The sequence below is a fragment of the Roseburia sp. AM23-20 genome (assembly GCF_003470905.1).
Classification (GTDB): domain Bacteria; phylum Bacillota; class Clostridia; order Lachnospirales; family Lachnospiraceae; genus Roseburia; species Roseburia rectibacter.
This window is the reverse complement of the sequence record NZ_QRHS01000002.1, coordinates 180,578-206,375: the sequence shown is the minus strand read 5'-3', so window position 1 is coordinate 206,375 and position 25,798 is coordinate 180,578. Positions and strand designations below refer to the sequence as shown.

General features: G+C 42.4%; 22 protein-coding genes. All 22 read left to right on the top strand.

All coding sequences use genetic code 11. The features are described from left to right. Positions 1 to 103 precede the first annotated feature (103 nt). Positions 104 to 937, top strand: a complete 834-nt coding sequence (locus DW650_RS03860; protein WP_147403002.1) for a hypothetical protein — start codon at positions 104 to 106, stop codon at positions 935 to 937. Then, a complete protein-coding gene (gene ychF, locus DW650_RS03855) occupies positions 934 to 2,034 on the top strand; it encodes a redox-regulated ATPase YchF (RefSeq protein WP_117918645.1) in 1,101 nt (366 codons plus the stop codon). The genes DW650_RS03860 and ychF overlap by 4 nt, the downstream gene beginning before the upstream one ends. 64 nt (positions 2,035 to 2,098) lie before the next feature. Continuing rightward, complete coding sequence (locus DW650_RS03850; RefSeq protein ID WP_117918643.1) at positions 2,099 to 2,359, top strand: YlmC/YmxH family sporulation protein; 261 nt, start codon at positions 2,099 to 2,101, stop codon at positions 2,357 to 2,359. Positions 2,360 to 2,528: 169 nt separating this feature from the next. Then, positions 2,529 to 2,981, top strand: coding sequence for a transcriptional regulator NrdR (gene nrdR / locus DW650_RS03845; RefSeq protein ID WP_006858655.1), 453 nt, complete (start codon positions 2,529 to 2,531; stop codon positions 2,979 to 2,981). An 89-nt stretch (positions 2,982 to 3,070) separates the two neighbouring features. After that, positions 3,071 to 3,445, top strand: a complete 375-nt coding sequence (locus DW650_RS03840; RefSeq protein ID WP_118209101.1) for a hypothetical protein — start codon at positions 3,071 to 3,073, stop codon at positions 3,443 to 3,445. 174 nt (positions 3,446 to 3,619) lie between these two features. Next, a complete protein-coding gene (locus DW650_RS03835; RefSeq protein ID WP_117918639.1) occupies positions 3,620 to 4,138 on the top strand; it encodes a YqeG family HAD IIIA-type phosphatase in 519 nt (172 codons plus the stop codon). An 82-nt stretch (positions 4,139 to 4,220) separates the two neighbouring features. Then, on the top strand, positions 4,221 to 4,667 hold the full coding sequence (gene rpiB, locus DW650_RS03830; protein WP_117918637.1) for a ribose 5-phosphate isomerase B: 447 nt from the start codon (positions 4,221 to 4,223) through the stop codon (positions 4,665 to 4,667). A 126-nt stretch (positions 4,668 to 4,793) separates the two neighbouring features. Next, on the top strand, positions 4,794 to 5,351 hold the full coding sequence (efp, locus tag DW650_RS03825; protein ID WP_015560810.1) for an elongation factor P: 558 nt from the start codon (positions 4,794 to 4,796) through the stop codon (positions 5,349 to 5,351). Positions 5,352 to 5,456: 105 nt separating this feature from the next. Continuing rightward, a complete protein-coding gene (locus DW650_RS03820; RefSeq protein WP_118209100.1) occupies positions 5,457 to 7,379 on the top strand; it encodes a GGDEF domain-containing protein in 1,923 nt (640 codons plus the stop codon). Positions 7,380 to 7,382: 3 nt separating this feature from the next. Then, positions 7,383 to 9,542 (top strand): alpha/beta hydrolase family protein, encoded by a 2,160-nt coding sequence (locus DW650_RS03815; RefSeq protein WP_118209099.1) that lies wholly within the window; start codon positions 7,383 to 7,385, stop codon positions 9,540 to 9,542. A 63-nt stretch (positions 9,543 to 9,605) separates the two neighbouring features. Further along, complete coding sequence (locus DW650_RS03810) at positions 9,606 to 10,928, top strand: M14 family metallopeptidase (protein WP_118209098.1); 1,323 nt, start codon at positions 9,606 to 9,608, stop codon at positions 10,926 to 10,928. 135 nt (positions 10,929 to 11,063) lie between these two features. Then, positions 11,064 to 12,032, top strand: coding sequence for a GTP-binding protein (locus DW650_RS03805; protein WP_118209097.1), 969 nt, complete (start codon positions 11,064 to 11,066; stop codon positions 12,030 to 12,032). 8 nt (positions 12,033 to 12,040) lie between these two features. After that, entirely contained in the window at positions 12,041 to 13,060 is a 1,020-nt protein-coding gene (locus DW650_RS03800) for a leucine-rich repeat domain-containing protein (protein ID WP_118209096.1), read from the top strand. Positions 13,061 to 13,113: 53 nt separating this feature from the next. Beyond that, the gene (locus tag DW650_RS03795) at positions 13,114 to 14,433 is read left to right on the top strand and encodes a vWA domain-containing protein (RefSeq protein WP_118209095.1); all 1,320 of its coding nucleotides are present in this window, start codon (positions 13,114 to 13,116) and stop codon (positions 14,431 to 14,433) included. Continuing rightward, positions 14,423 to 14,893, top strand: a complete 471-nt coding sequence (locus DW650_RS03790; protein ID WP_118209094.1) for a hypothetical protein — start codon at positions 14,423 to 14,425, stop codon at positions 14,891 to 14,893. Before DW650_RS03795 ends, DW650_RS03790 begins: the two co-directional genes overlap by 11 nt. A 464-nt stretch (positions 14,894 to 15,357) precedes the next feature. Continuing rightward, complete coding sequence (locus tag DW650_RS03785) at positions 15,358 to 18,327, top strand: extracellular solute-binding protein (protein ID WP_118209093.1); 2,970 nt, start codon at positions 15,358 to 15,360, stop codon at positions 18,325 to 18,327. Positions 18,328 to 18,359: 32 nt separating this feature from the next. Continuing rightward, complete coding sequence (locus DW650_RS03780) at positions 18,360 to 19,292, top strand: carbohydrate ABC transporter permease (protein ID WP_243102849.1); 933 nt, start codon at positions 18,360 to 18,362, stop codon at positions 19,290 to 19,292. Continuing rightward, positions 19,285 to 20,190, top strand: coding sequence for a carbohydrate ABC transporter permease (locus DW650_RS03775; protein WP_182002541.1), 906 nt, complete (start codon positions 19,285 to 19,287; stop codon positions 20,188 to 20,190). Before DW650_RS03780 ends, DW650_RS03775 begins: the two co-directional genes overlap by 8 nt. Positions 20,191 to 20,205: 15 nt before the next feature. Next, positions 20,206 to 21,684 (top strand): NHL repeat-containing protein, encoded by a 1,479-nt coding sequence (locus DW650_RS03770; protein WP_118209091.1) that lies wholly within the window; start codon positions 20,206 to 20,208, stop codon positions 21,682 to 21,684. Continuing rightward, on the top strand, positions 21,677 to 22,297 hold the full coding sequence (locus DW650_RS03765) for a Yip1 family protein (RefSeq protein WP_117918616.1): 621 nt from the start codon (positions 21,677 to 21,679) through the stop codon (positions 22,295 to 22,297). The genes DW650_RS03770 and DW650_RS03765 overlap by 8 nt, the downstream gene beginning before the upstream one ends. Positions 22,298 to 22,324: 27 nt before the next feature. Continuing rightward, a complete protein-coding gene (locus DW650_RS03760) occupies positions 22,325 to 24,889 on the top strand; it encodes a DUF5696 domain-containing protein (RefSeq protein WP_147403001.1) in 2,565 nt (854 codons plus the stop codon). After that, positions 24,889 to 25,797: a carbohydrate ABC transporter permease gene (locus DW650_RS03755; protein WP_117918612.1), complete on the top strand. Its 909-nt coding sequence runs from the start codon at positions 24,889 to 24,891 to the stop codon at positions 25,795 to 25,797. Before DW650_RS03760 ends, DW650_RS03755 begins: the two co-directional genes overlap by 1 nt. Position 25,798 lies beyond the last annotated feature (1 nt).

Genomic DNA, 25,798 nt, shown 5'->3' with positions numbered 1-25,798 from the left:
CGGTTTAAAGGAAGAACTGGAATATGATGTTTACGGCGACTGGATCTGCGGTACGGATGAGAGGGAAGATTTAAGCGAGGATATGTTCTGCCGGTCACAGGATGTGATCGAAAAGCTTTATAATAACGTATTAAAGGAAAACGAAAATCCGCTGGATATGGAGGACGAGATCTACTGTAATTACTGGCGGGGCATGTATTTTGCAGGAAAAGTGGAACTTAGGGAATATGTAGAAAAAATGATAGAGTATTTTGACTACGTATTAGAGCATTCGGATTTAGATGACGCTGAACAATATGTAGATGGAAAACTTTACCAGATACATATGTTTCAGATGCCGACGCTGGCAAGTGTGAAAGAATTAAACGAGGCACCGGAGTTAAAAAAGAGATATATCTTTCTGAAGGTGCTTAATTTGTTACTATTTTTCACTATTAATATGTTGGGAAAAAACCAAAGTGAAATTTTGTGGTTACAAAATTGCAAGACTTATGATATAATATTAGACTGTATCAAACTCTTTATGCTTACACAGCAGAAAGGAGTTGATTTTACGGGCAAAGATTTAAAAGGAAGAGAGCTTGGCGTAGGAATATGCCAAAGAAAAGACGGATTGTATACAGCGGGATTTGTCAGCATGCGTACAGGAAAGTCCGTTCAAAGATATTTTCCGAAACTTCAAGAATGCCGTAATTGGTACGCAGACGCTAGGTTCGAGGATGAACATGGTGGAATCAATGCTTGTGGTGATATGACAGTCAAAGCATGGTTTGAGTATTGGATTGAAAATATAAAGGGGGATAGTATTAGACCTAACACAATAACAAATTACAGAGAAAGCCTTAAAAATTGTGTAGTAATTTGTGTAGTAAAAAACAATAGAAAGGCGAAAATCCCTACAAATCAAGGATTTTCGGACAGGTATAAGATAAAATGAAACTAGGAATCGTCGGACTTCCGAACGTCGGAAAGTCTACATTGTTTAATTCACTCACAAAGGCGGGAGCACTCTCCGCAAACTATCCATTTGCAACGATTGATCCAAATATCGGAATCGTATCCGTTCCGGATGAGAGAATCGTAAAGCTTGGTGAACTCTATCACACAAAGAAAGTTACACCTGCTACGATCGAGTTTGTAGATATTGCGGGTCTTGTAAAGGGCGCAAGCAAAGGAGAGGGACTTGGAAACCAGTTTCTTGCCAATATCCGTGAAGTAGATGCGATCGTACATGTAGTACGTTGCTTTGAAGACACGAATATCATTCATGTTGATGGATCGGTTGATCCGGCAAGGGATATTGAGACGATCAATCTGGAACTTATTTTCTCAGATGTAGAGATTCTCGACAGAAGAATTGCGAAAATTGCAAAACAGGCGAGAATGGATAAAACTCTTGCAAAAGAACTTGAACTTGTAGAGGCAGTAAAGGCACATCTTGAAGAAGGTAAAATGGCAAGAACATTTGAAGTGCCGGATGATGAGGATGCACAGATCTGGTTTAAGGGCTATAATCTTCTTACTGCAAAACCTACGATTTATGCTGCAAATGTATCTGAAGATGATCTTGCAGATGACGGAGCTTCAAATCCACATGTTGCCAAAGTAAGAGAAATGGCAAAAGAAGAAGGGGCAGAAGTATTTGTTATCTGTGCACAGATAGAGCAGGAACTGGCAGAACTCGACGAGGATGAAAAGAAAGAATATCTTGAGGATCTTGGTGTAGAGTCAAGTGGTCTCGATAAGCTTGTGGCAGCAAGCTACAGCCTGCTTGGACTGATCAGTTTCCTTACTGCAGGGGAGGATGAGTGTCGTGCATGGACGATCAAAAAAGGCACAAAAGCTCCGCAGGCGGCAGGAAAGATTCACACCGATTTTGAACGTGGATTTATCAAGGCAGAAGTAGTAAACTATCAGGATCTTTTAGATAATGGAAGCCTTTCCGCAGCACGTGAAAAAGGAATCGTGGGCATGGAAGGAAAAGATTATGTCGTCAAAGATGGGGATGTGATCTTATTCCGCTTTAATGTATAAAATATAGTCTAAAAATATGCAAAGACGCATATGGTTTTTTAAACGAACTGGTTTGGAAGACTGTATGCGTTTTTGTGAATTTCAGAAAAAAGAAGTGATCAATGTCTGTGACTGCAAGTGCCTTGGAAATGTATGTGATCTGGAGTTTGATGAACATGACGGATGTATCCGGACGATCATCATTCCGGGGCCGGCTAAATTTTTTGGATGTGTGGGCCGAGAATTTGAACTGCACATTCCGTGGTGTAAGATCGTAAAGATCGGGCCGGATATCATACTGGTTGAGGTAGAAGAAAAGGAAGTCCGTAAGAAAATACAACAATAGAATATAGGACATATAGAAATTTTATTGTCAAAATAAAACGAAAACGTTTCGAAAAATTTTGTTGAAATGACCAAAAACAGGCGTATCTGACAGGGAAAATTATGTTGACAATTACAAAAACAATGGATATACTTTTAATAAATGGGGGTCTGTGCATAGGAGGTAGCTTATGAAGTGTCCGTTTTGCAGCAGTGAAAATACAAGAGTTATTGATTCGAGACCGGCAGACGATAATAATTCGATTCGCCGCAGACGGTTATGCGATGAATGTGGGAAGCGTTTCACGACTTATGAGAAAGTAGAGACCATACCACTTATCGTTATTAAAAAGGACAATAACAGGGAACAGTATGACCGTTCTAAGATCGAGGCAGGTGTATTGCGTGCATGTCATAAGAGACCGATTTCCGTAAATCAGATCAATCAGTTAGTTGATGAGGTTGAGACGGAGATATTTAACCGTGAAGAGAAGGAAATACCAAGCAGCCTGATCGGAGAGCTTGTGATGGATAAGCTAAAGGATCTTGAGGCAGTTGCTTATGTGAGATTTGCTTCGGTATATCGGGAGTTCAAAGACGTGAATACATTTATGAGTGAATTGAAAAAGATGTTAGACAAGTAACAGAACATTAAAATTGTGCTAAAGTATTTACAAAGGCAGACCGATATATTTTTTATCAAGTAGAAGATGCAGATAGATGGGGTAGTGGTATGAATATTTCAGGTATCCGCATACAGGCGGGATTTTATGATTACAATACCATAAAGAATACTCAGATTCAGGAGGAGACGGTACCGAATACCATAGATGAGGTGGCAAAAGACACCCGAGTGGCGGAGGTTACGGAAAGAGAGAGAGATAACAAACCGGATCATGGTGCCACAGAGTATGCGAAACAGTATCAGCCGGATGCCGAATATGAGTTGAAAGGAATGGCGAGTGATATTGCAAGTCTCGATGTTGAGAAGGCTGTTTCTGATATGAAGAAAGATCAGGTATTGCAGCAGTATCAGTTCTTTGTTGGAGAGCGCATGAGCCAGACCGGATTATTATATATCCGTCCGAATGAGAATTTTTCATTATAATTATAGAATATAAATGATGATAAAAAGAGAATTGCAGGTGAGCGATTCTCTTTTTTACTGGATATTTTTTTCAAAGTATAGTACACTGTATCTCGTATAAAAAATATCAATGAGCATGTATGCAGTATCATGCGGCAGATGTGAACTTAACTGAAAATGAAAAAGAGGAAAAATATGATGGAAAAGTTCTATCCGGATGAATATCTGGATTCAACCTATGAGATAGATTTTGATCAATTATATGCGAAAGGGTACCGGGGGGTGATATTTGACATTGACAATACACTGGTACGGCATGGAGCACCGGCAGATGAGCGTGCATGTGCCCTGTTTGCACATTTAAAGGAACTGGGATTTTCGTGTATGCTTTTATCGAATAATAAAGAGCCACGTGTGAAAATGTTTAACGATGCAGTGAACGTTTCATATATTTACAAGGCAGGCAAACCGAATCCGGCAAATTATAAAAAAGCAATGGAAGAGTTAGGTACAGATACCGGCAATACCATTTTTGTCGGGGATCAGATCTTTACAGACGTATACGGTGCAAAGCGTGCCGGTATCCGTTCCATTCTGGTAAAACCGATTCATCCGAAAGAAGAGATACAGATCGTGTTAAAACGCTATCTGGAAAAAATCGTGCTGTTTTTTTACAGAAGGGATTTGGCAAAGAAAAACAAAGCAAAACAATAGATTGCATGTTTTTGGGCAAATTTATTGTTTGGAATAAAATGTTTCTATAAGAGCAAATAAATAAAAGGAAATGAGGAGAACAATGAAAATCGCTATTGGAAATGATCATGCAGCAACTGAGTTAAAATTTGTTATTATGGACTATCTGAAAGAATTAGGACATGAGGTTATTAATTTTGGAACAGATACGTCAGATAGCTGCAACTATCCGGAGTATGGAGAAAAAGTCGGACGCGCTGTTGTGGCAGGTGAGGCAGACTGTGGAGTGCTGATCTGTGGAACAGGTGTCGGTATTTCAATCGCAGCAAATAAAGTAAAAGGCGTGCGTGCAGCTGTATGCTCGGATTGTGCAACGGCAAGACTTGTAAAAGAGCATAATAATGCGAATATTATTGCATTCGGTGCAAGAATCGTTGGAACAGAGCTGGCAAAAGATATTGTAAAAGCGTATTTAGATGCTGAATTTTTAGGTGGAAGACATCAGACCAGAATTGATATGATCCATGAGATTGAGGAACGAAATTCATAAATATAAGTCTTTTTTGTCAATTTGATGGAGCAAAACGAAAAAAAACTTGAAATGTACAGGCATTTATTATAAAATAGAAAAATCAGAGAGTCCAAAACTCGGGCGTATGTTTAAGGAGGAAGTTACATGATTTCAGCAGGAGATTTCAGAAATGGTATTACCATCGAGTTAGAGGGGAACATTTACCAGATTATTGAATTCCAGCACGTTAAACCAGGTAAAGGTGCAGCGTTTGTTAGAACTAAGTTAAAAAATATTAAGAGTGGCGGTGTTGTTGAGAAAACATTCCGTCCTACAGAGAAATGCCCACAGGCACGTATTGACAGAAAAGATTATCAGTATCTGTATGCAGATGGTGATTTATTCTACTTCATGGATGTTGAGACATATGACCAGATCGCTTTATCCAAAGACGATATCGGTGATGCCTTAAAATTCGTAAAAGAGAACGAAATGGTAAAAATGTGCTCTCACAACGGAAGCGTATTCGCAGTAGAGCCGCCTCTGTTCGTAGAGTTAAGAATTACTGACACAGAGCCAGGTTTCAAAGGTGATACAGCAACAGGTGCTACAAAACCGGCAGTTGTTGAGACTGGTGCAACTGTATCTGTTCCATTATTCGTTGAGCAGGATGATGTGATCAAGATTGATACAAGAACAGGTGAGTACTTATCCAGAGTTTAATGGGTGCGAGTGCTGATTTGGCATAAAAGGCCCCGGAAGCATTTTGTTTCCGGGGTTTTTCGTCTAATATAGTGCTTTTAGGATTAAGATGGACAGGAGAGAATCATGAAGAAAATTGCGCTGATCATGGATGGCTGGAAAAGGTGGTTTACTTTTGCATGGCCGGCAGGTATTCTTCAGAGAATCAGGCAGACTGGCGAAGAAGTGAGTCTGTATATCTTTAACAGTTCCGGTGGATGGAGCTGCGATGAGGAGTATAATACCGGTGAATATAATATATACAGGCTTCCGGATCTACATGAGTTTGACGGAATCATTCTTGATCTGAATAATATTGCTTATCCGAAGGTACGGGAAGAAGTGATACAGCGGGCAAAAGAGTCCGGTGTACCGGTTATTTCCATTGCAAATGAGATCGAAGATTTTTATTATGTCGGGATCAATAATGAAAAAGCAATGCGGATGATGATCGAACATCTCCATGAGAAACACGGATGTAAAAAATACTGGTTTGTCATGGGACCGGAAGATAATTATGAGAATGTAAAAAGAATATCTGCCTTAAAGACATATATGGATGAAAAACAGCTTGTATATTCGGAATCTGATTTTTATTGCGATAGTTTTGAATATCAGTGTGGGGTAAATGGCTTTGAGAGGTTGCTTGAAACGCATGATGCACTGCCAGAGGCGATCATCTGTGGAAATGACAATATCGCCGTCGGTGTATGTGAGGCGGCAGCGGCACATGGATATCAGGTTCCAGAGGATTTCTGTGTGACAGGTTTTGATAATTTTGACAAGGCAGCATATTATGAGCCGAGGATTTCAACGATCGGTCATATCCGGGAAAATGTTGGAATTGCATGTGCAGATTTATTCTTACGCATCTGGAAAGGGGAAGATTCAGAAAGGTTTTATTATACGGATACAGAAGGCATTTTCTGGGACAGTTGCGGCTGTAAGGCGGCGAAAGTGCCGGATCAGGCAAATTATCTCAAAGGGCAGATCATGTACGGAATTGAAACTGCCCGGTTTGAGGATGAGGTATTTTCACTGGAATACGAACTGCTCAAATGTAATACGGTCCGTGAGATGATGTACTGTATCCCACAGTGTATTCCTTCCCTGAAATGTGACGCAATGTATCTGATCCTTGATTCACACATGGATGCGTATAAGGAGCAGGTAAAAGCGCACCGGAGTCTTCGTTTTTTTGATGAAGAAGATTTTCATGTAGAAGGCTATCCGAAATGTATGCAGGTGAAATTTGCATATAAAAATGGCAGGATGATTGATACAGACCAGATGGAGATTGAAGGTATTTTTCCATTTTTTGAACCACAGGCGGGTGGCACGGATTTCTTATTCCTTCCGATGCATTTCAGAAATCGTACAGTCGGTTATCTGGTCATTGAAAATGCTGTTTATCTGATGGAAAAACAGTATCTGTTCCAGGTGGTAAAAACGCTGACGAATGCGATGGAGAACCTGCATAAAAAAGAAAAATTAGAATACATGAACCAGATTTTATCGGGTCTGTATATCAAAGATTCCATGACAGGGCTTTATAACCGTATGGGATATCAGAAGCTGTCGGAGAGCTACTTCTCTATTATGAGAGAGAAGAAGATACCAGTGTTAGTCTTGTTTGTTGACCTGGATCGTTTGAAATATATTAACGATACCTTTGGACATGAATATGGTGACTTTGCGATTGTTTCTATTGCAAAGGCTATGCAAAAACACTGCGATGCAGATGCGATCACAGCGCGGACGGGCGGCGATGAATTTATTGTGCTGGAAAGTGCAAAAGATGAGGAAGCCGGCATGCTGTTAGCAGATAAGATCAGGGCAGAACTGAGTGCGCTGCGGGAAAAAATGCAGCTACCGTTTGACTTAAGTGCAAGTATTGGTGTTGTTGTTGCACAACCTGGCGAGGAAAATGCGCTGGAAAGCTATGTCAAACGGGCTGAGATGCTGATGTATGAAGAGAAAACGGAGAAAAAAGTAAGCAGGGACAGTTGACAGATGAAAAAAAATTTGTGCGGCAGACTGCTCGAATATGGCAGAGCGTGCCGGTGTGAATTGAAAGATACCGGATGGGGAATGAAATTAGTGGTGCTGGTGATCACAGGCTTTTTCTGTGGTGCACTGGCAACCGAGTATTTTGGAAACAGGATATATTTTTTTTCCGGTGGCGTGATATTAAGTGACATGCTGCTTGTGGGTATAGTACGTCTGCTTTCGCATATCGGTGACCGCATCTGGCATAGGAATATTGGAAATATTCTGTATGGGATTGCAGGAGCTTTGATATTCGTCTGTAGCTGTGTATATGGAAGTGTTGGCAATGAACATATGGTCAGCACTTTTTTTGCTACATTGATTTATATTTTACTGCTTTTATCGGGACGCTTCATCTGGGCGTGGCTGGTAAAACGCCATCATACGCTGTTTTGTGGAATCCACTTTGCGGCAGGATGTGTTATCTGGTGTGTATTTCTGGTATTTCTGTTCGGGCAGGGATTTGTGGATGATTATATTTCGGAGTATCGGAATCATAACACTTATGTGACGCAGGCAGGCGAGGTGGATGGGTTTGTGGATTACATTGCACAGGGAGAATATACACCGGTCTGTGTGACTTATGGTCCGGACGGTGAAACAGATATGGCAACCGGCACTGTGGATTTAAGTCCATATGTGGCAAAAGAGAAGAAGTGGCACAGAATCTACCGGAATTTTTTTACGAAGCATACCAGAAAAGATGCGCCGGTTGCGGGAAAGATCTGGTATCCTGCGGAGGCAGAAAACTGTCCTGTTGTGTTTATGGCGCATGGCAACCACAGCATTACAGCAGAATCTTATCTGGGATACGATTATCTCGGTGAATACTTAGCATCGCACGGCTATGTATTTGTGTCAGTGGATGAAAATATCTTAAACGAGAGAAGCGGGGAAAATGATGCGCGTGCCGTCCTGCTGCTGGAAAATATCGGGGAAATCTTAAAGAAAAATAAAGATGAGTCACTGCCGGTATACGGTAAGATCGATGAAAATCATATTGCACTGATGGGACACTCAAGGGGCGGAGAAATGATCGCAGATGCTTACCTGTTCAATGAGTATGATGCATATCCGGGCAATGGGATGTTTACATTTGATTATCATTATTCGATCCAGGCACTTATTGCAGTGGCACCGTCGGTCAACCAGTATCTGCCTGCAGGACATGAGACGGAACTCTCAGATGTTGATTATCTGGTTTTACAGGGAGCAAATGATCAGGATATCAGTGTTTTCCTTGGAAATGAGCAGTATGAAAATGTTTCCTTTTCAAAAGACGGGGCTTACATTGCATCTTCACTCTATATTGCCGGGGCAAATCATGGACAGTTTAATACGGAATGGGGCGGGTATGATATCGGAAGACCGTTTTCGCTGTGGCTGAATGTAAAAAATTTCATTACAGCGGAAGATCAGCAGGAAATCTTAAAGATCGCATCGCTTGTTTTTTTAGATAAGAGTTTAAAAGAAAATAATACTTATGCGGATTTTCTGACTGATTATGCAAAGTATGCGGCATATCTGCCCAAAACGCTTTATGTGCAGCAATATGAGACTTCAGATGCTTCGTTTATTACCGACTACGAGGAGGATTCTGATTTAGAGACAGCGCCGGGGGGAAGCATATCTGCAGAACATTTTACGATGTGGACGGAGGAAGAATTGGCGGATTCTGAATCGGCGATGGGAAAGAGGGAGAACCATGCAGTGCGGCTGAAATGGAAAGATACGAATGATGCATATTATGAGATCATGACAGATGGACAGATGGCGATGGAAGATGGAGGAATTTGTTTTGACGCGATGGATTTAAGGGAAGAAGCAGATGATGAACCGATGGATTTTTCTGTAGTTCTGACGGATATCCATGGAAATCACGCAGTCAGTTCTGTGAGTGATTCTGTGATCCTTTATCCGGCATTTCCGGTAAAACTTTCCAAAATCCAGTATCTCACAGGAAAAAGTGAATATAAAAGACAGCTTCAGACCGTGCATATCACAGCAGATCAGTTTGTGGCGGAAGATGGATTTAACCGGGAACAGATCAAAAGTATCCGGTTTGTATTTGACAGGATAGAAAATGGTGCCATAAACTTAGATAACATCGCTTTTGTGAAGTAGGGAAAGAAAATTTTTACTGTAAGCTGCATATAATAGCAGAAAGAATGATACAAAGGGGAGTTCATGCAATTTTTAATACAGGGGGACCGCGGCGTATGGGTGGAATATTTACAGCTTGCACTGACCAGAGCGGGATATCCGGCTAGAATCGACGGAATTTTCGGGGAGCGTACCTGTCAGGCACTGAAAGATTTTACCGGGGATACTGATAATTGTACGGTAAACCGTGTGGTATGGGAAAATTTAAAACCTTATCTGACCGGATACCGTATGCATACGATTAAAAAAGGAGATACGGTTTTTGGACTGGCGCGCAGATATGGGACAACGGAGGAAGCGATTCTTACTGCGAATCCGCTGATTGATCCGGATGAGCTTGTGATCGATGCCATTTTAGCGATTCCACTTGGATTTCCGCTAGTTCCGCAGATGGTAAAATATACTTCGGTTCTGACAAGGTGGATCGTAGAAGGTCTTGTAGTGCGCTATCCGTTTTTATCTGCCGGTGTCATAGGAAAAAGTGTGATGGGAAAAGATATCTGGAGCATCTGGATCGGAACTGGTGCAAAACAGGTATTTTACAGTGCATCCTACCATGCAAATGAGAGTATTACAACCCCGGTGCTGTTAGCATTTGCGGAGGAATATGCGGCATCTTACGCTTCAGGTGGAAACATTGTTTTTTCATCTGCTGCCGGTGCGGAAAATGATGGACAGACGGATATGGGACAGGAGTCGGTGGATGCGCGTACTCTATATAATGAATTTCAGTTATGCATGGTGCCGCTTGTGAATCCGGATGGTGTGGATTTAGTCAATGGTTTGTTAAACAGTGGTGTTTATTACCGCAGGGCGAGACTGATCGCGGAGAATTATCCTGCAATTCCGTTCCCGGACGGATGGAAGGCAAATATTGAGGGGGTGGATCTGAACCTGCAGTTTCCGGCAGGATGGGAGATGGCAAAACAGATCAAGTTTTCGCAGGGGTATGACAAACCTGCACCGCGGGACTATGTGGGGGAAGCACCGCTTACGGCGCCGGAGAGTGTAGCAGTGTATGAGCTGACAAGAGAAAATGACTTTCTGCTGATCCTGACATATCACACACAGGGTGAGGTTATTTACTGGAAATATCTGGATTACGAACCGGCAAGGTCAAAAGAGATTGCAGACTACTTCGGGCGTGTGAGCGGATATGCGGTGGAAGAAACACCTGGTGCGTCAGGTTATGCCGGATATAAAGACTGGTTTATTAAGGAATATGACAGACCAGGTTATACGATCGAGGCTGGCATGGGAGAAAATCCGCTTCCGATGACACAGTTTGAGAGAATTTATCACGATAATAAAGGAATTTTAGTTGGCGGCATGATGCAGCTGCGGTAAAATCAGAAGAAAAGAATGGCAGATGCAGAAAAAGTTGCAGTTCACAGATTACCCTGTGAACTGTAACTTCGCAGCCCCATATAAAGTTTTGCGCATGCTGCCAGCAGAGATTTACATGGAAAAGGGGAGAATGCAATGGTGAAAATAGATCTGATCACCGGATTTTTAGGCTCCGGGAAAACAACTTTTTTAAGAAAATATGCTTCTTATCTGATCACACAGGGACAGAATATCGGAATTTTGGAAAACGATTTCGGTGCAGTCAATGTGGATATGATGCTGCTTGGTGATCTAAGGGGAGATAACTGTGAACTTGAGATGATATCGGGCGGCTGTGATGCTGACACGCACAGGAGACGTTTTAAGACGAAACTGATATCCATGGGCATGTGCGGATATGACCGTGTGATCGTGGAGCCTTCCGGGATCTATGATGTGGACGAGTTTTTTGACACACTGCATGAGGAGCCGTTAGACGGATGGTATGAAATCGGAAATGTGATCACAGTTTTAGATTCGAATCTGGAAGAAAATCTGCCGGAAAGCGCAGAATTTCTGCTGGCATCACAGGCGGCAGATGCAGGATGTATTGTTTTAAGTAAGACACAGGAAACAACCGAAGAGGAACAGAAAAAAGCAGTTTACCATCTAAACAGAGCGTTGAAAAATATTGGGTGCAAAAGACAGTTTGAGGAGGTCTTTTCTAAAGACTGGGAGCAGATGACAGATGAGGACTTCCGGCAGATCGTATCCTGTGGCTACCGTATGGAAAATTACCGCAAACCGGATTTGACACAGGAGGAAACGTTTCAGTCTCTCTACTTTATGAATATGCATATGACAGAAGAACGATTACAGGAAGTAACCCAAAAACTGTTCTTAGACAAATCCTGTGGAAAAGTTTTTCGTATCAAGGGATTTATGAAAAATGAAAACGAACAGTGGATCGAGCTGAATGCGACAAAAAACAATCTGGTGGTTTCACCGATCGGGATGGGACAGGAAGTCATTATCGTCATAGGAGAACAACTGTCGGAGGATGCGATACGCAGTTGTCTGGAAGAGAAGCAGGGTGAAAAAAATATTTTTCACACACAGGAATAAGGAGCAATATGCAGACATATTATCAGTTTTACTGGGAAAAAAAAGATGGGGAAAACATAAAGATTCTGCGCGTTTTTGGTGAGTCAGAAGAAGCTGTCATACCGGATACGATAGAGGGATATGCAGTGACGGAAACTGGCGATTATTGTTTTGCTGCGTCAGCGCATTTGAAAACGGAGTATGAGCACACAGTCTGTATCTATGACACGGAGAAAAAAACATGGCAGAAAATGCCGGCAGATAGTGCGGACTGGAGCATGCGCCTTGTGGAACTTGGCGGGGAAAGATTAAAAAAACTGACACTGCCGGATACAGTGCATAAAATTGGAAATTATGCATTTTATAATTGTAATGCATTAGAAACACTTGAGATCGGGAAATATCTTGAGGAGATCGGAAGCGACGCTTTTATGAACTGTAAAAAGTTTCATTTTCTGATGATACGCTGTGATGTTTTTGAAGGCAGTGGGGCAAAACAGATCTTAAGCCGGATTTCGGCAGATATGGAAGTGACGTTTGCGGGAGAGAGCAGACAGACGGCGGTATTTTATCCGGAATATTATGAGAGCTATGATGAGATCGCACCGGCTCATATTTTTGGACGGAGCATTGAGGGAGAAGGCTTCCGGGCAAGGCAATGTTTTAAGGAGGGAATCCCGGACTTAAGTCAGTATGACCTCATTTTTCCAAAAGCATGTGCAGAAGAAAAGAAAAGCACACTGCTTCACATATTAAGCCTGCGGTTACGGTATCCGGTCAGTCTTACAGAGGAGACCAAAGAACGCTATGTAAAATATTTAAAAGAGCAGGAATCATATATGATACCGAAACTTGTGGAGCAGAAAAATATGGAAATGATCACTTTTTTCTGTGAAAATGGCTGGATCACGCAGGGGGCAGTGAAGGCAGGATTAGAACAGGCTTCCCGGATGGAGTGGGCAGAAGGAACGGCGGAGCTTTTGCGTCTAAAGAGTCAATATTTTACGGAACCCAAAAACGAACGATATACATTTGATGAGTTATGGTAACAGCGCGTCATGTTTCGCATGGCATATAGTTTATTGTATCAGAGGAGAAAAACGTGGCACATATACAGACGGAGTCAGAATGGCAGGAAGAGATGTCGGCAAAGATCATGGAGTTTGTACGGCATGAATTATATATGGAACTGCGGTATTTAAAACTGGCATTGTCGCAGTTACAGTTAAAAATTGATCCGAATCTGCGGGCATTTGCAACAGACGGTGCATATCTTTATGTAGCACCGGAATGGCTGATCGGGATTTTTGAAAAGAATGCGCTGTATTTAGACCGTGCATATCTGCATACGGTACTGCACTGCATTTTTTCGCATTTGTGGATCGGAGGAAGCAGGGACAGAAGGACATGGAATTTAGCATGTGATATCGCAGTGGAATATACGATCGACCAGATGCAGGCGGAATGTACAAAACGTATTTTAAGCTGGACGAGAAAACAGATGTATGACAGATTAAAAGAGCAGAAACAGGGGATCTCTGCAGCTGTGATATACCGGATGATCGAGGGGGATGAGTTAGAACAAAAGATTCTGCTGCAAAAGGAATTTTACACGGATGACCATTGTTACTGGCCGAAAAAAGAGGATGGACAGGCAAAGCAGGAACAGGCGGTAAGAAACCAGAATCAGTGGAATAAGATCGCAAGACAGACGAAGATGGAGCAGGAACTGCGTGGCGGTGAGACAACGGACGGTGAGGATTTATTTTTGGCACAGGCGACAGCAGAAAAAAGCAGAAGAAGTTATAAGGATTTTTTACAGCGTTTTTCGGTACTGCGTGAGGAAATCGGTGTAAACCAAGATGAGTTTGATCTGAATTATTATACATATGGATTGAAATTGTATGGAAATATGCCGTTAATGGAGCCGCTTGAGAGCCGGGAAGTCAAAAAGATCCGGGAGTTTGTGATCGCTATTGATACCAGCTATTCCACAAGCGGCACACTGGTGGAACAGTTTTTAAAGGAGACATTTTCGATACTGACACAGAAAAACAGTTTTTTTTCGCAGTCTAGGATACGTGTCATCCAATGTGATAACCAGATCCGGTCGGATATTGAATTAAAAAGTGAACGTGATATTACGGCACTGATGCAGAAGTTTACAGTTGCAGGAGGCGGCAGTACGGATTTCCGGCCGGTATTTTCCTATGTCAATAACCTGATCGAATGTGGGGAGTTAAAAAATATTGGCGGTTTATTGTATTTTACAGATGGCAGGGGGACTTATCCGAAAGCAAGACCGGACTATCAGACAGCATTTTTATTTTTGGAGGACTATGATGATGCGGCGGTTCCGCCTTGGGCAATCCGGCTAAGACTTGAGCCGGAAGAATTTAAAGAAAAACGCAGTGCATCATGAAAATTGTGAAACAGGAAGCGGCATAGAGAATAAGTATGAGAAATTAAAACATGCGGTGGCAGAGGGCAGAAAAGTTCTGTTCTTCGGTACCGGAATCCGGGAAGAGTATACGATTCCCGGAACTTACTGCACGGATTTCTGGTGTTATCCGATGTTTGCGTCAATCTCCGAGAGCATGAACAGACCAAAACCGGTAGGAACGATGGGACTTTATATTCAGTCAGAACATCCGGCACTGGCAGAGTTTGTGACAGAAGAATATGAGACACCGCAGTGGTGGGATATCATAACGGATGCAAAAGCTGCAATTTTAGACGGAACAGATATCGAACCGATCGTCTGGGTGATCGACAATTTTAGAAGCTGCATGTTTTTTTGTGACAGGAAATTTTACAATCTGATAAAAATGCATTTTCACAGAAAATTCATGCAAAAAAAGTCCGGAAATTACAGTATTTGAGAAAAACGACAACTGTTATAATAAATTCTGCGTCAACAAATTAAAAATTATATGTTGTAATGCATAAAATTTTTTAAATTTAATTGTCAGACAACATGTGAAATGCAACGAAAATAAGCGAAAATACATAGAGTAGTACTTATTTACCACACAACAGTTTCTGTGGATATTGCCCGAAAAGCAGCGTGGAAATAACTTAAAAAATTAAAAATTAAGTAAATATAAACAAAATATGAAAATTTAGTGAAATATATTCTACAAAAAAAGAAGTAGAAAAATGTGCAGATTATACAAAAATAATTGAAAATATTGACGTAAAATAATACAATATATATAATAAAAATTAAGTTAACGATAACTTAAATATTAACAAGGTTAACAAAGTTATCAAAGCTAACAAAGTTATCTTGGAGGGTTCGAAGGTTAGAAACACTGTTATAAATAAGAGGGGGATAGCTGTGAAGATGGGATTTTTGAAACAGGGGGGTTCGGGTGCACTGGCAGCAGTGATGATTTTTATATCCGGAGGGCTTTGTGCAGGGCAGAATGTAACGTTGCATGCAGAGATTAGAGCAAAGACGTATGAGGATTATAAAAAGATCCTCAATTATACGGCGGAATATCAGGGGTATGAAGCATATAAGGAAGGGCTTGAGAATGTAAAAAGGCCGGAGACGTCTTACGAGATCAATGCTGCCGATTACATTGACTGTGCAGGTATGGAGCCGGAAGTTCTTACCGATTACGAGGGGATGGAAGGAACTTCTGTTTATACCGGAGAGAGCGGGATGCTTACCTATGAGGTAGACATTGCTGATGAGGGAATGTATGAATTTGGTATCTCTTATTATCCGGTAGAGGGAAATGGTTCTTCCATCCAGCGAAGTTTTTTTGTGGACGGCGAGCTTCCGTACCGGGAACTTTCACTGATCGAATTTTCCAGAGTCTGGGTAAATACCTCAGATATCTGGGATGAAGACAATCAGGGAAATGATTTAAAGCCTACGCAGGTGGAGTCACCTGAATGGCTTTTTTCACGGTTTTATGATCAGGATGGGTATGTGACGGAGCCGCTTTCAGTTTTCCTTACAAAGGGAAAACATGAGATCACTATCGTTTCACGCAGAGAGCCGATGATCCTTCATTCGATCTGCTTACAGAATGAAGAAAATCTTTTAGATTATCAGACGGTATATGAGCAGCAGCAAAAGGACGGAGCAGCCGATACCAGTGGACAGTGCATTGAGATTCAGGCAGAACATGCGACAAAGAAATCATCCAGAATGCTCTATCCGGTACAGGACCAATCCTCACCGGCGATCACACCGTACAGTGCAAAAGTATTGAAAAATAACTCCATCGGTGGTAACAGCTGGAGACTGACAGGTCAGTGGATCGAATGGGAATTTGATGTGGAGGAGAATGGTTTTTACAATATCACTTTACATTCTAAACAGAATTTCGTCAAAGGAATCTATGTTTCCCGTAAGATCATGATCGATGGAGAAGTACCTTTTGAGGAATTAAACCATTATGGTTTTACTTATGACAGTACCTGGAAAATGACAACGCTCTCTGATCATGCAGGAGATGCATACCGGTTTTATCTGGATAAAGGACATCACACACTGCGCATGCAGGTGATACTTGGAGATTTCGCCGGAGTTATCAGCGATGTGCAGAGCATTGTGACGGAGTTAAACAGTGAATACCGCAAGATCATAAGAATTACTGGTGTTTCACCGGATGAGTACCGTGATTATCAGATAGAAAAACGTCTGCCGGAGCTGGAGGGAGAACTGAAAGTGATCCGTGATGAACTTGATGAGGTGTTAGATACACTTGATACATTAGGAGTTGCCGGAAGCGAGGAGACAGTCATCATTACCATGAGGGATCAGCTGAACGAGATCCTGCGTGATACAGAAAAGATCACGAAAATGGTAAAGGCATTTAAAACAAATGTCAGTGCACTTGGAACCTGGATCACCAACGCACAGCAGCAGCCGCTGCAGTTAGATGCCATCTATATTACTTCGCCGGACCAGAAAGTAACAGAAGATAAGGGTTCCGTGGCAGCAGGTGTCGTGCACGAGTTTAAGAAATTATTCTATTCCTTTATCGTAGATTACAATGCGATCGGAAATGTTGCAGAGGAAGGCGAGGACAGCCGGACGATCACCGTGTGGATCGGAAGCGGACGTGACCAGGCGAATGTTATAAAAGCACTGATCGATGAGACATTTACGCCGGAGACAAATATCAATGTCAATGTACAGCTTGTAGATATGAATACATTGCTGCAGGCAACGTTAGCCGGACAGGGACCGGATGTGGCACTTCAGGTAGCAAATGGCACGAATGGAACGGTAGCGACATCTTCTACCGGAACGACTGCATCATCAAATGATCTTCCAGTCAACTACGGACTCAGAAGTGCAGTTGTGGATCTGACACAGTTTTCCGATTATAAGGATGTGGTAAAACGCTTCCGTGAAAGCGCAGTGGAGTCGTTTATGTATGATGGGGCATTATACGCACTGCCGGAGACACAGTCATTTGAGATGATGTTCTATCGGAAAGATATTTTGAATGAACTTGGAATTGAGATACCAAAGACATGGGATGATATGAAGGTTGTATTATCTGAACTTTCCAAAAACCAGATGTCGCTTGGCATGCTGCCGACGGAACTGACTTTTACCAGTCTTTTATATCAGCACGATGGAGAGCTTTACAATGAAGATGCAACCGCATCTGCATTAGATTCGGATGAGGCGGTCAATGCATTTAAGACTTACTGTGAGTTCTATACAGATTACAAATTAGACCGTGAGACTTCTGTGGAACAGCGTTTCCGTACCGGAGAATCACCGATCATCATTGCTGACTATACGACTTACAACGTACTTGAAGTATCAGCACCGGATATCAAAGGTTTATGGGGATTTACGGCATTGCCGGGTGTAAAAGAGGAAGACGGAACCATCAATAATACTTCTGCAAGCACAGGACTTGCATGTATGATGATGAGTGGCACGAAAGATAAGGAAGCTTCCTGGGAGTTTATGAAATGGTGGCTTTCCTCAGAGATACAGACTTCCTATGGAGAAGAGATGGAAGGTCTGATGGGTGAGGCAGCACGTTATCCGACAGCAAACATCGAGGCATTTGCAAATCTGCCGTGGCCGACAGATGACTATGAGGCATTAGAGGCACAGTTTGCAAATGTAAAAGGAATCCGTCAGGTTCCGGGAAGCTATTTTACATGGCGAAATGTAAACAACGCGTTCTATACGGTTGTAGTTGCAGATGAAGATAAGAGGATGCAGCCAAGAGAAGCACTTTATGAATATCTCGAATACATCAATGCTGAGATCACAAGTAAACGCGAGGAGTTTGGTATGAAAACCGCGTCCGATACGAAACAGTAAATGTATATCGGACAAAGGGAATGGAGATTGGGATGGGAGAAACAAAGAAAATGCAAAAAAGGAGTAAGTGGCAGCAGACAAAACTGGAAATGAAAAAATACAAAATGTCCTATGTGATGATCGCACCGTATTTTATTCTTTTCTTCTTATTCACAGTTTTGCCGGTACTTGCCTCGATCGGGATCAGTTTTACCGATTTCAACATGTTAGAGACACCGAATTTTGTCGGCTGGAGAAATTACATCAAACTGCTTTTGGATGATGATATTTTTAAGAAAGCATTCAAAAACACGATCATTTTTGCGGTGGTAACAGGACCGTTAAGTTATATCATGTGTTTCCTGTTTGCGTGGATCATCAATGAGTTTAAAGGAAAACTAAGAGCATTCCTGACATTGATCTTTTATGCACCGTCGATTTCAGGCAACGCCTTTATGGTATGGTCGATCATTATCTCCGGTGACCGTTACGGTTACTTAAATGGATGGCTGATGAAATGGTCATTTCTCTACGAGCCGATCCAGTGGATGAAAACAGAAAAATACGTACTGCCGATCCTCATTATCGTACAGCTATGGCTGAGTCTTGGAACCGGATTCTTAACCTTTATCGCAGGTTTACAGACCGTTGACAAGAGCCTTTATGAGGCGGGAGCGATGGATGGAATCAAAAACCGCTGGCAGGAATTGTGGTATATCACGATCCCGTCCATGCGGCCGCAGCTCATGTTTGGTGCAGTTATGCAGATCACACAGTCATTTGCAGTGGCGGATATTTCCATCAATCTTGCAGGAAATCCGAGTGTGAATTATTCCGGTGCGACGATCGTGACACATCTGATCGATTACGGCAGTGGTACCCGTTATGAGATGGGTTATGCATGTGCAATCGCAACTGTCCTGTTTGCATTGATGGTTGGAACGAACCAGCTTGTACAAAAAGCAATCAGAAGGGTGGGTGAATAGTTTGAAGCGTAAAAAAGATTACTATAAAAAACCATCCCGGTGGAAAATAAAACACACGAAACAGTTAAACCGTTCCATGGCGGGAAACACGATATTGTTTGTGATCATGGGAATCTGTGGTGTGTTCATGGCACTGCCGTTAGTAATGATCTTAAACAATGCATTAAAACCGTTAGATGAATTATTCCGCTATCCGCCGCAGATCTTTGTGCGGAACCCGTCACTGGATAACTTCAGTGATCTGTATGTACTGATGTCAAGTTCCTGGGTGCCTTTTACCAGATACGTGTTAAATACCCTGATCATTACAGGACTTGGAACCGTAGGACATGTGCTGTTTGCATCTTTGGCAGCATATCCGCTTGCAAAACATGATTTTCCGGGAAAGAAATTTTTATTCTCGATAGTCGTATTATCATTGATGTTTTCCTACAATGTTACCGCCATCCCGAACTACATGATCATTTCCTGTCTGGGGATCAACAATACATATTTAGCGGTAATCTTACCGGCATTTGCATATGGACTCGGACTTTACCTGATGAAACAGTTCATGGAGCAGATCCCGGATTCACTGATCGAATCGGCAAGACTTGACGGAGCCGGAGAGTTCCGGATCTTCTTTTCCATTATCATGCCGAATGTAAAGCCTGCATGGCTGACACTTGCGATCTTCCAGTTCCAGACATTATGGGCAAATACAGGAAGCGGATTTTTAAGAAGTGAGCAGTTAAAGCCTCTTCAGTATGCACTGTATCAGATCGTTGCAGGAGGGCCGGCAAGACAGGGAGCTGGTGCGGTAGTACAGCTTATCATTGCTGCAATACCGATCACGTTCTTTATCATATGCCAGAGTAACGTCATCGAGACGATGACCACGTCCGGTATGAAGGACTAACAGGGGGAGAAGAAAATGCCAGAAAAAGGAATGCGAAAGTGCATATTTGCGGCGGCAGCAGCAGTTGCAGTACTTCTTTCCGATATCGGGGGGACGGCTGTTTATGCCGGAGAGAATGTGCCTTATGAAACTTATAATTACGACTATTACGAAGATATCAAATACACACCGGCAGCTTATGTGCCGGATGGCACGGTAACGGGGGATGCCATCGGGTGCGGGAATTTTTCCAGTCCGCAGGACTTAAATACCGATGCAGACGGAAATGTCTATATCGCAGATACCGGAAATAACAGGATCGTTGTGACAGATGCCGGTTTCCGGTTAAAGACGGTGATCGAAGGGTTCTTAAATGATGGAAAGGAAGATACTTTTTCATCTCCGAATGGAGTTTATATTTCAGAAAACGGATATCTGTATGTTGCAGATACCGGAAATTACCGTGTGGTAGAGTTAGATAAAGATGGAAATCTGATCCAGATCATTGAAAATCCACAGTCAGATATCCTTGGAGAAAATTATGTGTTTTCTCCGCTCAAGGTGGCTGTTGACTATGCAGACAGAATTTATGTCATAGCACAGAATCAGTTTGAGGGAATCATGGCATTTGATGCAGAGGGAAACTTTACCGGTTTTACCGGAACCATCAATGTGCAGATCACGACAGCAGAGATCATCTGGAGAAAGCTGTCCACAAAAGCACAGCGTGCCAAACAACAGCTTTTTATTCCGACAGAATTTACCGGAATGGAGATCGACGCTGACGGTTTCGTTTATGCAACGAACGTGGACGCAGAGGGAGAACAGTCTGTACGCCGATTAAATCCAAGTGGTGAGGATGTGATCCAGAAAGGGGCTGCCGGGGTATCCGGAGATCTTACATGGCGGCTTACCGGCGACTATTCAGGAGCATCCCGCATCACTGATGTCGTGGTCAGGGATAAGGGAATCTATTCAATCATTGATTCCACGAGAGGAAGGATCTTCACCTACGACCACGAAGGCAATCTTCTCTATATTTTTGGCGGTATCGGAAGCCAGGAGGGAACTTTTGACACACCGACTGCGATCGATACGATCGGAGATGAGATCATTGTATTAGATGGTTCAAAAAACCTTGTGGATAAATACAGAGCAACAAATTATGGCTTCCTGATCAATCAGGCGGTCGGTCTCCGTTACGACGGTGACGAGGTAAGTGCTGTGGAGTGCTGGAAGGAAGTTTTAAAATTAGATTCCAACTTTGAGCTTGCCTATGTCGGAATCGGAAAAAGTTACCTTGCCGCAGGGGAAAACAAAAAAGCAATGGAGTGCTTTAAGACCGGAAACAACAGACAGTATTATTCCATCGCATATAAGCGTTACCGGAATGAAATCTTAAAGGAAAACCTGGCAGGTTATCTGACCGGAGCACTGATCCTTATTATTCTTTTGATACTTTGGAATAAGATAGGTAAAAAGAAATGGAAAGAGAGGAGGGCGTCTCATGTTTAAGGAAAAAGTAAAGTATGCATTTTATACACTGGGGCATCCGTCCGATGGTTTTTACGAGATCAGACACCGTGGCAGAGGAAGCGTGGGACTCTCTATTCTGTTTGTTTTTCTGTTTGCAGTCTGTTTTTCGGCAAACAGACAGTATGCGGGGTTTGTGGTCAATCATGTGAATCCGATGGAGATCAACAGCCTTGCTGAGATCTGTGCAGTATTTCTTTTGTTCCTTTTATTCTGTGTCGGAAACTGGTCGATCACCTGTCTGATGGATGGGGAAGGAAGATTTAAGGATATCGTTACAGTGTGCGGTTACGCAATGCTTCCAATGATACTTACATTTATTCCGGCGATCCTGTTTTCACAGGTAGTGGCAGAAGATGAAGAAGCATTTTATTATCTGCTCTTAGCAGTCGGAATCGCATGGTTTTTGTTCCTGGTGCTGGTGGGTATCATGACGGTACACAATTATACACTGGGAAAAACACTTGCAACCATGATACTGACTTTTATTGCAATGCTGATCATTATTTTTGTGGTAATGCTTTTATTTTCACTGATCGGTCAGGTGGTCGCATTTGTAGAGAGTCTCTATAACGAGATCATGCTGCGTATATAGAAAATGGGGGCAGAAATGGAGTTTATTATGAAACGGAAAATAAAATGGAAAGTGGTTGTAGCCGCAGGGGCAGCGGTCATAGCCGTGGGTGTGATCGCAAATGTCGTATTCCGTTATTTCAGATATGATGCGTACAAACAATATCTTTCTTCCTATGAAGTGGAGAGCGGAAGCGAATTTCAGGCAGCAAAAGATGATAAAACATGTGTACCTGGCATGGTCTTAGTTGCAGAAAACGATACGTTAAAACTTTATACCAACACAGAGACGACAGAGATCGCGGTTTATGAAAAAGAATCCGGTAATATTACTTATTCCAATCCGGTGGGACGTGATTCTGATGCGATCGCTTCCGGGGTAAATGCGGCAGAACTGAACGCAACACTGACACTTACCTATTACAATGCGGCAAGGAACAGTGCTACGATGAACAATTATGATATGAGCATCGAAAAAGGACAGTTCACAGCAGAGAGCATTGAAGACGGTATCCGCTATACATATACACTTGCGGATCTTGATTCGGCAACCGGAATCGTGCCGTTACAGATCACAGAGGAACGTCTGCAGACACTGGTGTTAGATAAGCTGGATAAGAAAGATGCCAGGACGGTAAAAGCAAAGTTCCGTCTGAAAGACGGGGTATATAAACTGAATGAAAAAGCGCAGTCCTCAAAAGTCGGAATGGGAAAATTAAATAAATTATTCGAACAGGCAGGATACACTGCAGATGACTATGCAGTAGATATGGCAGAGACGGATGAGAAAGAGAATATTTCCTTTACCATTCCACTTGAGTACCGCCTGACAGACAATGGACTTAGCGTATCTGTTCCGACAAAAGAGATCGAGGAAAAAGGCGGAGCTGTAATTTCAAGAATAAGGGTTCTGCCATTCTTCGGGGCAGCGGGAACGGATGCGGATGGTTATATGTTTGTGCCGGACGGATCAGGAGCACTGATCAATTTAAATAATGGATGTAAAAATGCTGCATACAGCCAGAACATCTATGGAATCGATCCGGTTGTGCAGAGTTACGTTGTGACAGAATATACGGAGGATGCAAGGATTCCGGTATTCGGAATGAAAAACGGTGACAGCGCATTTTTAGGCAGGATCACAGGTGGTGATGCACTTGCGATCGTAAATGCAGATGTATCCGGAAAACTCAACAGTTACAATTATGTTTATCCGGAGTTCTGCGTCAGAGAGATTGAGCTTTTAAATATGTTTGGTGTCAGCGGAAACCAGGCAGACGTACCGGTACTTGAAAATAATATTTACGATGAAAATCTTACCGTATGTTATTCCTTCCTTTCCGGAAATAAGGCAGATTATTCCGGTATGGCAAAATGTTACCGGGATCAGCTCATCAAAGAGGGTACCTTAAAAGAGACAAACGAAACCGGAGATATTCCATTGTACTTAGATGTTCTTGGCGGAGTGGAAACGAAAAAGCATGTGATGGGCATTCCTTACACCGGAATTTCGACAATGACCACATACGGGGAAGCAGAAAAGATTTTAGAAGAGTTTTACGGAGAGGATATCACAAAGATCCGCATGAATTATGAGGGCTGGTTCAACGGCGGTATCTATCATGATGTGGCAGATAAGATCAAGCTGGTTAAGAAAGTCGGAAGTAAAAAAGAACTTGAACATTTAAGTGATGTTTTAGAGGAAAACGGCGGAGCTTTATATGGAAATGTTTCATTCCAGAAAGTACCTTATACTTCGAAACGTTTTAATGATGTGCTTGAGGCATCCAAATATTATTCCGGTTATGTGGTAGAACTCGGGGCCGTAAACCCGGCGACAATGCGGCAGACAAGTACCTTGGAATGGTATGATGAGCTTGCATATTATATGATCTCACCGAAGTTTTTAAACCGTTATGTAGATCAATTTACAGGTAAGATCACAAATTACGATATCAGCGGTATCTGTTTAAGGGATCTTTCGAATGTGCTCGCTTCGGATAAAAAGAGAACAGAACTGATCGACAGACAGGCAGCGAAACAGATTGTGGAAGCACAATATGGAAAACTTGCGGCGACAGAAAAGACACTGATGGAAGAGGGCGGCAACGCATACACATTTGGTTATGTGTCCGACATCATTGATGCGCCGGTAGAATACAGCCAGTTTTATATCATTGACGAGCAGATACCATTTTACCAGATGGTCATTCATGGAAGTATTGATTACTCCGGGGAGGCACTGAACCTACGGGATGCAGATATTGATGATGCGCTTCTTCTTACTTATATCGAGTATGGATGTGCACCGAGATTTACATTTTCCTGGGAAGATTCCAGCATTATGAAATATACTTCCTCGGCAGACCAGTATTCCACCTGTTATCAGACCTGGATGGAAGATGCCATAAATGCATACCAGACGATCAATGGGGCATTAAAACAGGTGCAGGGAGCAGCAATGGTTCATCACGAAGTGACAGATGGCGGTCTTGTTAAGACAGAATATGACAACGGCGTTTCTATTTACATTAATAAAACAGATAAGAGTATCACAGAGGGCGGTGTGACTGTAGATGCAATGAGTTATCAGGTAAAGGGAGGTAAGGCATAATGAAGAAAAAGAAAAAGTTATCGTTATTGCAGAAACGTGCCCTGACAGGTTTTGCATTTATCACACCGTGGCTGATCGGATTTTTATGGTTTTATGTAAAAAGCCTGATCCAGGCAGTGCGGTTTAGTTTAAGCAAAATGGAGATGCTTGAATCCGGTGGATATACGTTAAAGTTTACCGGACTTGATAATTTCAAATATGCACTGTTTCAGGACCCGACTTACAACCAGATCTTAGCAACTTCCATCCGGGATATCATCATTGATGTTCCGTTGATCATCTTTTTCAGTCTGTTCATCGCGATGATCTGTAATGGAAAGTTTAAGGGGAGAACACTTGTCCGTGCAATCTTATTTTTGCCTATCATCATGAATGCCGGAGCGATCAATAATGCGATCGAGATGGCAAGGGAGGCAGTTACCGGCGGTGTTGCAGCAGTATCTGCGGAGGCGGCAGTTGCATCGGGCGTAAATGTAGATTATTTTATGAGCCTGTTTATGGATCTTGGATTTCCGGTCGCATTGCTCGACTATATCACAGCGGCAGTCGGAAGGATTTTCGATATCGTGCAGGCATCCGGTGTGCAGATCATCATCTTTATTGCAGCATTGCAGTCAGTGCCGGGAGCGTTATATGAGGTTGCAAAGATCGAGGGTGCAACAGGATATGAGACATTCTGGAAAGTAACTTTCCCGATGGTATCTCCGCTTATCATCACAAATGTTGTGTATACGATCGTTGATTCTTTCGTAGACAGTGATGTTGTGGAAAAAGCATATGATATGGCATTTGTCAACTTTGACTGGGGTGTGAGTGTAGCGATGAGTTTACTTAGCTCCGTGATCGTCATCACATTGCTGATCATTGTATGTAAGCTGATTTCAAAGAAAGTATTTTACTATAATTAGG

Excerpts from the sequence above, each read along its gene's own strand:
- DW650_RS03800 (WP_118209096.1), top strand. The coding sequence starts at position 12,041 with ATGCAGACATATTATCAGTTTTACTGGGAAAAAAAAGATGGGGAAAAC.
- rpiB (WP_117918637.1), top strand. The coding sequence starts at position 4,221 with ATGAAAATCGCTATTGGAAATGATCATGCAGCAACTGAGTTAAAATTT.
- DW650_RS03765 (WP_117918616.1), top strand. The coding sequence starts at position 21,677 with ATGTTTAAGGAAAAAGTAAAGTATGCATTTTATACACTGGGGCATCCG.
- DW650_RS03840 (WP_118209101.1), top strand. The coding sequence starts at position 3,071 with ATGAATATTTCAGGTATCCGCATACAGGCGGGATTTTATGATTACAAT.
- efp (WP_015560810.1), top strand. The coding sequence starts at position 4,794 with ATGATTTCAGCAGGAGATTTCAGAAATGGTATTACCATCGAGTTAGAG.
- DW650_RS03805 (WP_118209097.1), top strand. The coding sequence starts at position 11,064 with ATGGTGAAAATAGATCTGATCACCGGATTTTTAGGCTCCGGGAAAACA.
- DW650_RS03815 (WP_118209099.1), top strand. The coding sequence starts at position 7,383 with ATGAAAAAAAATTTGTGCGGCAGACTGCTCGAATATGGCAGAGCGTGC.
- nrdR (WP_006858655.1), top strand. The coding sequence starts at position 2,529 with ATGAAGTGTCCGTTTTGCAGCAGTGAAAATACAAGAGTTATTGATTCG.
- DW650_RS03850 (WP_117918643.1), top strand. The coding sequence starts at position 2,099 with ATGCGTTTTTGTGAATTTCAGAAAAAAGAAGTGATCAATGTCTGTGAC.
- DW650_RS03760 (WP_147403001.1), top strand. The coding sequence starts at position 22,325 with ATGAAACGGAAAATAAAATGGAAAGTGGTTGTAGCCGCAGGGGCAGCG.
- DW650_RS03820 (WP_118209100.1), top strand. The coding sequence starts at position 5,457 with ATGAAGAAAATTGCGCTGATCATGGATGGCTGGAAAAGGTGGTTTACT.
- DW650_RS03785 (WP_118209093.1), top strand. The coding sequence starts at position 15,358 with ATGGGATTTTTGAAACAGGGGGGTTCGGGTGCACTGGCAGCAGTGATG.
- DW650_RS03810 (WP_118209098.1), top strand. The coding sequence starts at position 9,606 with ATGCAATTTTTAATACAGGGGGACCGCGGCGTATGGGTGGAATATTTA.
- DW650_RS03835 (WP_117918639.1), top strand. The coding sequence starts at position 3,620 with ATGATGGAAAAGTTCTATCCGGATGAATATCTGGATTCAACCTATGAG.
- ychF (WP_117918645.1), top strand. The coding sequence starts at position 934 with ATGAAACTAGGAATCGTCGGACTTCCGAACGTCGGAAAGTCTACATTG.
- DW650_RS03770 (WP_118209091.1), top strand. The coding sequence starts at position 20,206 with ATGCCAGAAAAAGGAATGCGAAAGTGCATATTTGCGGCGGCAGCAGCA.
- DW650_RS03780 (WP_243102849.1), top strand. The coding sequence starts at position 18,360 with ATGGGAGAAACAAAGAAAATGCAAAAAAGGAGTAAGTGGCAGCAGACA.
- DW650_RS03755 (WP_117918612.1), top strand. The coding sequence starts at position 24,889 with ATGAAGAAAAAGAAAAAGTTATCGTTATTGCAGAAACGTGCCCTGACA.